The sequence below is a fragment of the Paucibacter sp. TC2R-5 genome, from assembly GCF_025717605.1.
Taxonomy (GTDB): Bacteria; Pseudomonadota; Gammaproteobacteria; order Burkholderiales; family Burkholderiaceae_C; genus Paucibacter_A; species Paucibacter_A albus.
Genome location: NZ_JAJIRQ010000001.1, coordinates 508,044 through 519,922, shown reverse-complemented (window position 1 = coordinate 519,922; position 11,879 = coordinate 508,044). Strand labels below are relative to the sequence as shown.

Genomic DNA, 11,879 nt, shown 5'->3' with positions numbered 1-11,879 from the left:
ATTTCAATTCGAGGCCTGGGGCTGCTTGCTGTATAAACCCGGCCTTCAACCAAGGAGACTCCTAAATGGGCGCGCAATGGAAAGCTAAACACAAGGACCTGGCTGCGAATGCACGCGGCCGTGCCTTCGGCAAACTGTCAAAAGACTTGATGGTGGCGGCTCGCAACGGCGCCGACCCCGATATGAACGCGCGCCTGCGCTTGGTGGTCGAACAGGCCAAAAAAGTCTCGATGCCGCGCGACACGATTGAGCGCGCAATCAAGAAAGGCGCGGGCTTGCTGGGCGACCCGGTGCATTTCGAACGCGTCACCTACGAGGGTTTTGCGCCTCACCGTGTGCCGGTGATCGTGGAATGCCTGACCGACAACCTCAACCGCACCGTGTCCGAGATTCGCGTGTGTTTTCGCAAGGGCCAACTCGGCGCCGCCGGGTCGGTGTCCTGGGACTTTGACCATCTGGGCATGATAGAAGCCGCGCCGAATCCTGGTGCTGACCCCGAATTGGCGGCAATCGAAGCGGGCGCGCAGGATTTTGAGCCCGGCGAAGACGGGGCGACACTGTTTTTGACAGAGCCGACCGATCTGGACCTGGTTTGCCGCGCCCTGCCTAACTTCGGATTCACCGTGCTGTCGGCCAAGATTGGCTACAAGTCCAAGAGCCCGGTCACTTTGGGTGAGGCCGAAATGGCCGAGGTCGAGCATTTCCTGGACGCGATCGACGGCCAGGATGATGTGCAGAACGTCTATGTAGGTTTGGCCGGCTGAGGCCATTCAGAAAGGGCGAGCGCCACGCCGCCCTTTCTCGAGGGTCCGGTGGCGCGCCGCAGCGGCGTGCCCAGGGCGATCCAGCCCAGCAGCGTTTCGCCGGGGCCGCAAAACGCGGCCATGATGGCGGCATCGCGTACCTTGGCGCCGGACAGCATCTTGCCGCCATAACCCAATAAATGCGCGGCATTGAGAAAGTTGCTCAGCGCCCCGCCCACGCAAGCCCATTGCTCATGCGCCGGCACCAGCGGGTGACCCAGATCGATGCGCGCCAGCACCGCCACCGTGACCGGCGCCCGCAGCGCGCGCTCGGCGTCCAGCGCAGCACCGGCCGCATCCTTGCCCGCCGCCCGGCCGGCGGCAGCGAACAGTTCGGCCATCTGCGCCCGCGCCGCGCCGCGCACGACTTTGAAGCAAAACGGCAGCAGTTCGGCATGGTCGGGCGCGCGCAGGGCCGCCTCCACCATCAGGCTCAAATCGGCCGAACTGGGCCCCGGCTCGCTCAGGTGCTTGGGGCCAACCGAATAGCGGCTCAGCAGCGCCTGCAAGGCCTTGTGTTCGTCGCTCACGACGCCTCCGAAAGTAGTCGCGCCGGCTCCGGCTCGCTGTCAAAGCGATCAAAGCCGCTGTAGCAAATGAAATGCCGGCCCTTGGCCCGGCCGATCAAGGTCAGGCCCAGCTGCAGGCCCAAAGCATGGCCCATCTGCGTGATGCCATTGCGCGAGACGATGATGGGCACGCCCATCTGGGCCGACTTCATCACCATCTCGCTGGTCAAGCGACCGGTGGTGTAAAAGCATTTGTCGGCGCCGCTCACTGGCGATTCACCGGACATTTCCGATTGCATCCACATCCAACCGGCGATGCTGTCGATCGCGTTGTGGCGACCCACATCTTCCATATGCACCAGCATCTGCTCGCCGCAGAATAGCGCGCAGCCATGCACGGAGCCGGCTTTCTTATAGACGCTGTCGAGCTTGCGGGCCTGCTCCAGCATCGCGTACAAGCTGCTTTGGCGCAGGCGCGCGCTGGCCGCGCTGGGCAACTGCACGCTGTTCACATCGGCCATCAGGGCACCAAACACCGTGCCCTGGCCGCAGCCGGTGGTGACGATGCGCTGCGCAGTCTTTTCTTCGATCTGGGCAATGCCGGCGCGCGTGCGCACGGCCGCTGCGCCCACCTCCCAATCTACCGTGATCGACTCGACCTCGCCCACATCGCTGACCAAACGCTGGTTGCGCAGATAGCCCAGCACCAATAACTCGGGCGCCTGACCCAAGGTCATCAAGGTCACCAACTCGCGCTTGTCAACAAACACCGTCAAAGGCCGCTCGGCCGGGATGTGCAGGCTGCGGCGCAGCCCGAACTCGTCCAGCACGCTGACCTCGCGGGTCAGCGGCGCGCTGCATTGGGTCAGCCTAGGCAAAGAGCGCATGGGGATTCAAGCCTGGTCGGACAAGTCTTGCAAATCAGCCAATGTATTGGCGTTGGCGAAGGCCTTTGCGTCCTCGAACACGACACGCGCGCAGCGATGCTGCGCGGCCCATTTGCCGATCTTGGCTTCCCCGGCCTGGGTGAAGCGAACCAAACTCTCCAGCAATTCCGTCTTCAACAAGCAAAACACCGGCTGGGGCTGGCGCACCGGCGGCTCGCCCTCCAAGGTGACGACCATGGCCATCTCCGCCCCTTCGGCCTCCAGCGCTGCCGCCAGCCGCGCCACCAGGTCGGCGGGAAAGAGCGGCGAGTCGCAAGGCACGGTCACCATATAGGGCGTTTCGCAATGCTCCAGCCCGGCCATGAAGCCGGCCAGCGGACCGGCAAAGTCGGGCAAGCTGTCGGGCCACACGGCCGCGCCCATGGACTCGTAAGCACCCAGATTGCGGTTGGCATTGATGATGACTTCGCCCACCTGCGGCCCCAGGCGCAAGAGCGCATGCAGGGCCAGAGCCGTGCCTTGGTAGGGCTGCAAGCCTTTGTCGGCGCCGCCCATGCGGCTGCCACGCCCGCCGGCCAGGATCAGGCCGGTAATATCTGCTGGATCAATCACGTCGCGGCTCTGCCTTGCGTCAGTTGTTGGCGTTAGGAAAAAACAGTTGTTCGCCACCGATTTTGTAGGCGCTAATGCTGGCCTGCCCCTCGGGCGACACCACCCAGTCCGAGAAAGCCTGCGCCAGCGTCGTCTTGGTATGCGGGTGCTTGGCCGGGTTGACGACGATCACGCCATACTGGTTGAACAAGCGCCTGTCGCCCTGCACCAGCACGGCCAGATTGCCGCGATTCTTGAAAGACAACCAAGTGCCACGATCGGTCAGCACGTAGCCGTCGACACTGGAGGCAATGTTCAGCGCCGGGCCCATGCCGCAGCCGCAGGCGCGGTAGTCGAACAGACTGCCGTCTGCCTTTACAGAGGGGTCGCCTATGCCGGCGGCCTTCCAGAAACGCAACTCGGCCGCATGGGTACCACTCTTGTCGCCGCGCGACACGAAGATCGCCTTGGAAGAGCTCAGTTTATTCAAGCCCGCCACCACATCCTGGCCGCGCACGCCGGCCGGGTCAAGGGCAGGTCCTACCAGCACAAAATCATTGAACATGACGGCCCGGCGCGCCAAGCCAAATCCTTCGGCAACGAACTTCTCCTCGGCCACTTGGTCGTGGACAAAGAGCAGGTCGGCGTCTCCGCGCCGGCCCATATCGAGCGCTTGGCCGGTGCCCTGCGCCACCACGCGGACCTCGATGCCGCTGGCCTTTTTGAAGGCCGGCAGCAGATGAGCGAACAGGCCCGACTGCTCGGTGCTGGTAGTTGAGGCCATCACGAGGGTGCGCTCTTGCGCCTGCGCTTGCGTAGGCGCGGTACTCAAACTCAAAGCCAGCAAAAATGCAGCAGCCGCTTTCATCACAAATCCCATCTCAACTCCCCTTTTAGAAACAGCTCCAGCCTGGCGCCCTGCCCGTGCTCTTTGAAAAAATCTGCACAGGGCAAATCGGCTCCGATCTTGCCACGGTCCAGATAGATCACACGGCTGGCCAGGCGTTTGGCCTGGCCCAGATTGTGCGTACTCATGATCAAGGTGAGTCCGGCGGCCTTGAAGCCCGCCAGCAAAGTTTCGATCTCTTGTTTGGCCGAGGGATCAAGACTGGCCGTCGGTTCGTCCAGAAAAAGGATGGCAGGCCGCAAGCTCCAGGCCCGCGCCAGGGCCAGGCGCTGCTGCTGGCCACCCGACAGCGCGCGTGCGGGCCGCCCGCGCAGGCTTGCCAGCCCGACCCGCTGCAAGGCCTCGTCCACCCGCGCCGACCGCTCCCCGCGTGGCACACCGGCCAACCAAAGCGCCAGCCAGACATTGCGCCACACCGATAAGCGCAGCAAAAAAGGCCGCTGAAAAACCATCACTTGGCGACCACTGCCCCTGGTCAACAGCCGCTGACCGCTCAGGGGCAGCAAGCCATGCATGGCCTGCAGAAGTGTGGTCTTGCCCGAGCCATTGGCACCGACCAGGGCGATGAACTCGCCCTGTTTGACTTGCAGCGTGACCTCGTTCAAGGCCTGCACAGGGCCGTAGGACACGCCGACCTCAGTCAGTCTCAGTAACTCATCACTCACTTGGCGTACTCCGAATGGCCGCCCTGCGATCGCTGCCAAGCTTGCACCAGCGCGATCAAGAGATTGATGAGACCGACCAGACCCAGCAACAACAAGCCCAGCGCCAGCGCCAGTGGCAAATCACCCTTGCTAGTCTCCAGCGCAATCGAGGTGGTGATAACACGGGTCACGCCGTCGATATTGCCGCCCACAATCATCACGGCACCGACCTCGGAAATCGCGCGACCAAAAGCGGTCAACATGATCGTCAGCACCGCCCAGCGCTCGTGGACCAACATCAAACAGGCGGCAGTAAATGGCCCCGCACCCATGGAACGAAGCTGCTCGCCGCCCTCGCGCAAGCTGTCGCGCACCAACTGCTGCGTCAGGGCCGCGATGACGGGCAAGACCAGCACCGTTTGCGCCAGCACCATCGCCGTCGGCGTGAACAAGATGCCCCAAGAACCCAAGGGCCCACTGCGCGACAGGAGCAAATACACCACCAAGCCCACCAACACCGAAGGCAGCGCCAGCAGCGTGGACAAAGCGATTTGCAGCGCACGGTGGCCGGGGAAGCGAGCAGTGGCAACCCAAGCCCCGGCGGCCAGGCCGAACAAGGCCGCAATCAAACAGGCCGAGCCGCTGACCAGCACAGACAGGCGCATGGTCTGCATCAGCACAGGATCGGCCTGCTGCAGCAGCAGCGCTGCAGCACTCAAGCTCTCGGAAAACGCGCTCAAACGACCGTCATCCCAAGAGAGCCAATTCGGGCGGCAAGTTAAGCAGCAGGTTTTGCGGCTTGAGCTTGAGGCTCTTATCGCTGGCCATGGCCAGGCCCAGATAAATCGGCTTCGGGTAGCTGCCTGGCAGTTCCAGCTTGAACAAGCTGATCAGTTGCGCCATGCGGGCGGCGTCGACCGGCCTGTCCTCGTACAAATCGTTCAGCAAGCGCATCGAGTCCACGTCCAGTCCGATATGCCAGCTCCAGGCGGAGTCATCCACTTTTTGCAGTGCAGTGATCTTGAGCGGCCGCCCCAGAAAACGGCCCAGCCAGAGTTCCAGCACCTTGGCCAAGGCCTTCAAGCCCGAATGTTTGAGCGTCAGATTGAAGCTCATACCGTGACCCAGCGCGTTGGAAACCTCATGGGTCAGGTCCAGCGCGAACGGCTGTGCGGAGCCACGCCGCCAGAATTCAGCGGCGTTGTCGGGGCTGAGCACATCCAGCAAGCCGGCCGCCGCTTGCCGACTGTCCAAACCTTGCAAATCAGCGCAGAGCAAGCGTCCCTCGGTCAAGCTCAGGCGCTGAGAACGAAACAACAGCTCCGCCGCACGGACTTGAAATGCATCCACATTGCCCGCCAGCAAATGGCCAGTGATGGTGGCCACCAAGCCGTCCACAAACAAGGGCGGCAGCGTCAAGGGTTGGCGCATCAGCCTCAAATAAGCCACCTCAAGCGTGCCGGCGGCCAAAACATCATCCCGAAAGCGCAGGAAAAATTGGTAATTGGCGCGCGCATCTTCGTCCGCGATCGCGGCCAACAATGCCGACTGTGACGAGCTAGGCCGCTCAAGCAAGGCCTGATGCAGTGCAATTTCTGCTGGGCAGGACTCTTCAAGCAAGGCCAGCTCTGGGCGAGCCAACCATAGCCGCCAGAAATCGTCGTTAGGCTGCAGCCAGCCTCGCTCGTTCAGAGCAAGCTTTGACTGCAGGCCGCACAGCCAGAACTCCTGCAAAGGCTCGAGCGACCCGACCGGTGCCTGACCCGTCACTTCTTGGGCTGAGCCGGAGTCGCTGCAGGCACAGGCGCTGGGACCGGGGCAGCAGCAGCCGCAAGCGCTTCGGGTGCAACAAACGGGCCTGGATCCGCGCAAGCCGGCGTCTCAACTGCTGGCTGTACTTCGCGCCCTGCGGCCTTGGCGCTCTTGCGATAGCCGTCGGCCACCCGGTTCATGACCTGGCACAGCTGATAGGCGGCCAACTTGTCTGACCAAGCGGTTTTCGCGGCTGCGGCGGCAGCCTTGAGCTTGGCTTCGTCACTGGGCGCCGGTAATTTGGCCGAGGCCGCAGTCGCCGCCACACAAATCAGGGCAGCCAGGCTCAGCTTGAATTTAAAGTTTGTGGAGCGGGCCATGATCATTTCCTTATTCAATGCTGAGGCTCAATGCTGGGCAAGCGGCGCGCTGGACGTCTTGTCGGGCGTGCGTTGTGCCGGGATTTTGCCGGCGCGTATATCGTCAAACCACAACTCGTGATGCTCTTTAGCCCAGCCCTCATCGACCATTCCTGTCTTCATGGCGCTGAGCGCATCCTTCATGCCTATGGTGCCCATGTAAATATGGCCCAAGAACAGCGTCAACATCAAGACCGATGCGACGGCATGCACCATGTGCGCAATCTGCATATCTCCGCGCAGATACGCCAGATTCGGAATCAACTGATTGAGCACCAAGCCCGAGGCCACGACAGTGAACCCAAGCACAAAGACACCGGCCCAAAACACTACTTTCTCGCCGGCATTGAAGCGGGCCGAAGGCACCTCATGTTCGCCAAACAAGCCGCCGCCCTTGACCATCCATTTCAGATCATCGAGCGTGGGCAGGTTGTCGCGAACAAAAGTTAAAAACACCACCACCAGAGAAACCGCAAACAGCGGCCCGGTGAAGTTGTGCGCAGTCTTCAAGGCATAGCTAAGCCAACCAAACAGCGTGGCGCCCAAGACCGGCAGCAAGAAAAACTTGCCAAAAGCCATCACCACACCAGAAACGGCCAGCACGGTAAAGGCCGCGGCATTGCTCCAATGCGCAGCGCGCTCGAAATAGGTGAAACGCTCGATCTGGCGGCCGGTGTAAGGCACATGCCCCCCCAGCGTGCCCTTGGAAAAATAGAACAGCGCCAGCGCCAGCAGGGTGATCAAAAGCAGCGACCCGCCATAAGGAATGATCCACTGGTTGCGCACCTGCCGCCAAGCTTCTCCGGCCGTGGTCAATTTGGAGCCCGGGTACTGCACCATGGGCTGAATCAGCACACCCTTCTCGGCGCCGGGCAAATTGCTGGTGCCGGGTTTATCGCCGGAGCCATGCACGCCCCGCCAAAATGGGGCGTTATTCCCGGGCTGCGACTTGGCGCGCTCGGCATTGCTCTCATCCGGCCTGGGCAAGGCCGGTGCCACAAAACCGGTCGGAGCGGCCGACTGCACCGCCGCAGACGCAGCAGGCTCAGGCACGGCCTGCGCACAAGCTGCGGACAGGCTCAACACCGCCAGCAAAGAAACAAATGTATTTCGCATCTTGCCCTCCGCGATCAACGCGAGTAGTCGTTCTGCGATTGGTTGCGCCGCCGAATCTGGCCCTCCCAGGAGGCCTGATCACCGGGCGTCCATCCCGGCGCCTTGAAGGCCGGATTGGCGGCCGCACTGGCACTCCAGGTCGACGTATCAGAGCCAGCCTTCTTGACCAGCTTTTGCTCGCGTTCGCCGCATCCCTGCACATTCAACAAGGCGATCACGGCCAGCGCCAATAGCCGGGCCCTCATGATTTCGCCTCTTCAGGCTTGGCGCCGCCGACTGGCCTGCCGTCACTTGGTTTTCCATAAGCCGTACCCCAACCCCAGACTTCGCTGCCCTTGCCGCGCACCAGCACGCGGTTGCGCAGGATGTCGGCGACCACATCGCCGTCGCCGGCCAGCAAGGCCTTGGTTGAGCACATCTCGGCACAGGCCGGCAGCTTGCCTTCGGACAGGCGGTTGCGGCCATACTTTTCAAACTCGGCCTGGCTGCCGTTTTCTTCCGGTCCACCGGCACAGAAGGTGCACTTGTCCATCTTGCCGCGCAGGCCAAAGGCGCCCGTGCTGGGGAACTGCGGCGCGCCGAAGGGGCAGGCGTAAGAGCAGTAGCCGCAGCCGATGCAGATGTCTTTGTCATGTAGCACCACGCCTTCGTCGGTGCGGTAGAAGCAGTTGACTGGGCAGACCGCCATGCACGGTGCGTCCGAGCAATGCATGCAGGCGACCGAGATGCTCTTCTCGCCCGCCACGCCATCGTTCAGCGTGACGACGCGGCGGCGGTTGACGCCCCAGGGGATGTCATGCTCGGCCTTGCAGGCGGTGACGCAGCCATTGCACTCGATGCAGCGCTCGGCGTCACAGATGAATTTCATTCTTGCCATGTCAGTACTCCCCTTAGACGGTGGCTTTAGCGATTTGGCAGACCGTCGTCTTGGTCTCTTGCATCATCGTCACGCTGTCATAACCATAGGTCGTGGCGGTATTGACCGCCTCGCCGCGCACAATCGGCGCCGCGCCTTCCGGGTAATGCTGCAGCAGATCAATGCCCTGCCAGCGGCCCGAGAAGTGGAAGGGCAGCCAGACGGTGTCGCGGTCCACCCGTTCGGTCACCAGCGCGCGTACGGTCAGCTTGGCGCCGGTTGGAGTGGTCACCCAGACATCCTCACCGTCGCGGATACCGCGGTCATTCGCCGTGGCCGGATTGATCTCGACAAACATATGCTGTTGCAACTCGGCCAACCATTTGTTCGAGCGAGTCTCCTCACCGCCGCCCTCGTACTCGACCAAGCGGCCCGAGCTCATGATCAAGGGAAATGTCTTGCCAATGTCAATGTTCTTGTCTTGCACGCTCTTGTACAGCGTGGGCAAGCGCCAGAAGCTCTTCTTGTCATCATGCGTCGGGTACTTGGCGATCAGGTCCGGCCGGGTCGAGAACAAAGCCTCGCGGTGCTGCGGAATCGGGTCGGGGAAGTTCCAGACCACCGCGCGCGCCTTGGCGTTACCGAAGGGATGGCAGCCATGCGCCATGGCGACGCGCTGGATGCCACCAGACAGATCGGTCTTCCAGTTCTTGCCCTCGGCCAGCTTCATCTCAGCTTCGGTCAGGTCGTTCCACCAGCCCAGTTTCTTCAAGAGCAGATGGTCGAACTCCGGATAGCCGGTGGTGATGGCCGAGCCTTTGGAATGCGAACCATCCTCGGCCAGCAAGCTGACCCCATCACGCTCGACGCCGAAGTTAGCGCGGAAATTGCCGCCGCCCTCCATCACATGCTTGGAGGTGTCGTAGAGATTCGGTGAGCCTGGGTGCTTGAGCTCGGGCGTGCCGTAGCAGGGCCAAGGCAGGCCGAAATAGTCGCCGTCGAGCTTGTAGCCGGTTTCCTTGTCGATGCCGCCCTTGGCGCGCAGGGTCTTCACATCGAAGACATTCATATTGCGCATATGCGCTTTGAGCCGCTCCGGGCTCTGGCCGGTATAGCCAATCGTCCACAGGCCGCGGTTGATCTCGCGCAACAGCGACTCGGTCTCGGGCTCCATCATGCCGCCCTTGCCCGGCACCAGCTTGCCGCTCTTCATCAGCTCCTTGTCGAAGCCAAGCTTTTGCGCCAGCTGATACATGATCATGTGATCGGTGCGCGACTCCCACAGCGGCTCGATGACCTTTTCGCGCCACTGGATCGAGCGGTTCGACGCGGTGCACGAACCGCTGGTCTCGAACTGCGTGCATGCGGGCAGCAGGTACACGGCGCGATTCGGGTTCAGCTCATCAGCCTTGCCTGGCATGGCCGCCATCGCGGCGGTCGCCGACGGGAACGGGTCGACGACGACCAGCAGGTCGAGCTTGTCCATTGCCTTTTTCATTTCCAGGCCACGTGTCTGCGAGTTGGGCGCATGGCCCCAGAAAAACAGGCCGCGCAGATTGCTTTCCTGGTCGATCAGCTCGTTCTTCTCCAGCACGCCGTCGATCCAGCGCGAGACGGTCATGCCGGGCTTGGTCAACATGCCCGGCGCGTACTGCTTTTTGATCCACTCGAAATCAACGTCCCAGATCTTGGCGAAATGCTTCCAAGCCCCTTCCGCCAAGCCGTAATAGCCGGGCAGCGAATCGGGGTTCGGGCCCACGTCGGTGGCACCCTGCACATTGTCGTGGCCACGGAAGATATTGGTGCCGCCGCCGCTGACCCCTACGTTCCCCAGCACCAGCTGCAAGATGCAGGATGCCCGCACGACCGCATTGCCGGTCGTGTGCTGGGTCTGGCCCATGCACCAGACGATGGTGCTGGGTCGGTTGTCGGCCAAGGTCTTGGCGACCTTGTAGCAAGTGGCTTCATCGACACCGCAGGCTTCGAGCACCTTGTCCGGCGTCCACTTGGCCATGATTTCTTCACGCACCTTGTCCATGCCGAAAACACGGTCGTGGATGTACTGTTTGTCTTCCCATCCGTTCTTGAAGATGTGATAAACCAGACCGAACACAAAAGGAATGTCGGAGCCGGAGCGGATGCGCACATAGTCGTCGGCCTTGGCCGCCGTGCGGGTGAAGCGCGGGTCAACCACGATCATCTTGCAGCCATGCTCCTTGGCATGCAGCATGTGGAGCATCGAGACCGGATGCGCCTCGGCCGCGTTGGAGCCGATGTACATCGCAGCGCGGGAATTGCGCATATCGTTGTACGAGTTGGTCATCGCGCCATAGCCCCAGGTATTGGCGACACCGGCAACCGTGGTCGAGTGGCAAATGCGCGCCTGGTGGTCGCAGTTATTACTGCCCCAGAAGCTGACCCATTTACGCAGCAGATAAGCCTGCTCGTTATTGTGTTTGGAGGAGCCGACAATGAAGACCGAGTCCGGCCCGCTTTGCTTTTTGAGCTCCAGCATCTTGGCGCTGATTTCGGTCAGTGCGACATCCCAGCTGATCTTTTGGTATTTGCCATTCACCAGCTTCATCGGCGTGCGCAGGCGGTGCTCACCGGCGCCGTGCTCACGCAGCGCCGCACCTTTGGCGCAATGGGCGCCGAGGTTGATGGGCGAATCAAACACCGGCTCTTGGCGCACCCAAACGCCGTTCTCCACCACCGCATCGACCGCGCAGCCGACCGAGCAGTGTCCGCAGACGGTGCGCTTGACCTCTACCTTAGCCCCGGGCCCGGCAGCAGGAGCGGCGGTTTCGGCCGCCTGGGCTTTTCTTTGCACCAAACTCAGCTGCGTTGCCGCCAGCCCTGCACCCAGGCCCAAACCAGAGCGGCGCAAAAACAAACGCCGGTCCATGGTCGGAATGGCCCGGCGGCTTTGCCCATCGAGACCTCGGGCCAGGCTGCTCACCAAGCCGGCCGATGCCAGCCCTTCAGTGGAGGCAGAGGAAGAAGCTTTACGTGTCAACAACATATTGTCTCCATCGGGCTTGGTGCACAGGGCACCACCCATTCAGTCCGGCAGCGAAGCGCAAAGACCCATCAAAAGCGAACGATCAACTCGACGGCTCAAGAGCGCGCGGTTTCGTAGTAACGCAAGACATGGGGGCTCAGCTGGTAGCCGCCAGCCTCTGGCGTCAGCACTTCGGCGACGGCCACTTCCGCTTGGGCCACCTGGCCTACAGGCAAAGCCTTGGCCACCACGGCCGCAGCACCCGCCGCACCTAGCCCGAGCAACCAACCGCGTCGTTTGAGAGCCCCGGCTGCCGGGGAGGCAGCGGCCTCGTCCCTCGTTTGGGTGACTGGACTTTTGCTCGTGATCATGTTCATCGACTCCAAAAAACGCG

The 11,879-nt window shown here is 62.1% G+C and carries 14 protein-coding genes; 1 reads left to right on the top strand and 13 read right to left on the bottom strand.

Annotated features, from left to right (window positions below):
- Window positions 1–65 precede the first annotated feature (65 nt).
- A complete protein-coding gene (locus LNV08_RS02140) occupies window positions 66–764 on the top strand; it encodes a YebC/PmpR family DNA-binding transcriptional regulator (protein ID WP_263532000.1) in 699 nt (232 codons plus the stop codon).
- On the opposite strand, the gene LNV08_RS02135 is transcribed toward LNV08_RS02140, so the two are convergent.
- The 13 genes from LNV08_RS02135 to LNV08_RS02075 all read right to left on the bottom strand — a co-directional run bounded on the left by LNV08_RS02135 (window position 743) and on the right by LNV08_RS02075 (window position 11,856).
- Window positions 743–1,333: a nitroreductase family protein gene (locus LNV08_RS02135; RefSeq protein ID WP_263531999.1), complete on the bottom strand. Its 591-nt coding sequence runs from the start codon at window positions 1,331–1,333 to the stop codon at window positions 743–745. The genes LNV08_RS02140 and LNV08_RS02135 overlap by 22 nt on opposite strands.
- A complete protein-coding gene (locus LNV08_RS02130) occupies window positions 1,330–2,199 on the bottom strand; it encodes a formate dehydrogenase accessory sulfurtransferase FdhD (RefSeq protein ID WP_263531998.1) in 870 nt (289 codons plus the stop codon). Before LNV08_RS02130 ends, LNV08_RS02135 begins: the two co-directional genes overlap by 4 nt.
- Window positions 2,200–2,205: 6 nt before the next feature.
- Complete coding sequence (gene mobA, locus LNV08_RS02125; RefSeq protein ID WP_263531997.1) at window positions 2,206–2,811, bottom strand: molybdenum cofactor guanylyltransferase MobA; 606 nt, start codon at window positions 2,809–2,811, stop codon at window positions 2,206–2,208.
- Window positions 2,812–2,830: 19 nt separating this feature from the next.
- Window positions 2,831–3,670 carry a substrate-binding domain-containing protein gene (locus LNV08_RS02120; RefSeq protein WP_263531996.1) on the bottom strand — a complete coding sequence of 280 codons (840 nt, stop codon included), beginning with the start codon at window positions 3,668–3,670 and terminating at the stop codon, window positions 2,831–2,833.
- A complete protein-coding gene (locus LNV08_RS02115; RefSeq protein ID WP_263531995.1) occupies window positions 3,658–4,362 on the bottom strand; it encodes an energy-coupling factor ABC transporter ATP-binding protein in 705 nt (234 codons plus the stop codon). The genes LNV08_RS02120 and LNV08_RS02115 overlap by 13 nt, the downstream gene beginning before the upstream one ends.
- A complete protein-coding gene (locus LNV08_RS02110) occupies window positions 4,359–5,081 on the bottom strand; it encodes an ABC transporter permease (RefSeq protein ID WP_263531994.1) in 723 nt (240 codons plus the stop codon). The genes LNV08_RS02115 and LNV08_RS02110 overlap by 4 nt, the downstream gene beginning before the upstream one ends.
- A gap of 7 nt (window positions 5,082–5,088) precedes the next feature.
- Window positions 5,089–6,111, bottom strand: a complete 1,023-nt coding sequence (locus LNV08_RS02105; RefSeq protein WP_263531993.1) for a DUF6352 family protein — start codon at window positions 6,109–6,111, stop codon at window positions 5,089–5,091.
- On the bottom strand, window positions 6,108–6,473 hold the full coding sequence (locus tag LNV08_RS02100; RefSeq protein ID WP_263531992.1) for a hypothetical protein: 366 nt from the start codon (window positions 6,471–6,473) through the stop codon (window positions 6,108–6,110). Before LNV08_RS02100 ends, LNV08_RS02105 begins: the two co-directional genes overlap by 4 nt.
- A 27-nt stretch (window positions 6,474–6,500) precedes the next feature.
- Window positions 6,501–7,628 carry a formate dehydrogenase subunit gamma gene (locus tag LNV08_RS02095; RefSeq protein ID WP_263531991.1) on the bottom strand — a complete coding sequence of 376 codons (1,128 nt, stop codon included), beginning with the start codon at window positions 7,626–7,628 and terminating at the stop codon, window positions 6,501–6,503.
- A 14-nt stretch (window positions 7,629–7,642) separates the two neighbouring features.
- Window positions 7,643–7,873 (bottom strand): hypothetical protein, encoded by a 231-nt coding sequence (locus LNV08_RS02090; protein WP_263531990.1) that lies wholly within the window; start codon window positions 7,871–7,873, stop codon window positions 7,643–7,645.
- Window positions 7,870–8,505, bottom strand: a complete 636-nt coding sequence (gene fdh3B, locus LNV08_RS02085) for a formate dehydrogenase FDH3 subunit beta (protein WP_263531989.1) — start codon at window positions 8,503–8,505, stop codon at window positions 7,870–7,872. The genes LNV08_RS02090 and fdh3B overlap by 4 nt, the downstream gene beginning before the upstream one ends.
- A 13-nt stretch (window positions 8,506–8,518) precedes the next feature.
- A complete protein-coding gene (locus tag LNV08_RS02080) occupies window positions 8,519–11,506 on the bottom strand; it encodes a formate dehydrogenase subunit alpha (protein WP_263531988.1) in 2,988 nt (995 codons plus the stop codon).
- Between the two features lie 95 nt (window positions 11,507–11,601).
- On the bottom strand, window positions 11,602–11,856 hold the full coding sequence (locus LNV08_RS02075; RefSeq protein WP_263531987.1) for a formate dehydrogenase: 255 nt from the start codon (window positions 11,854–11,856) through the stop codon (window positions 11,602–11,604).
- Window positions 11,857–11,879 lie beyond the last annotated feature (23 nt).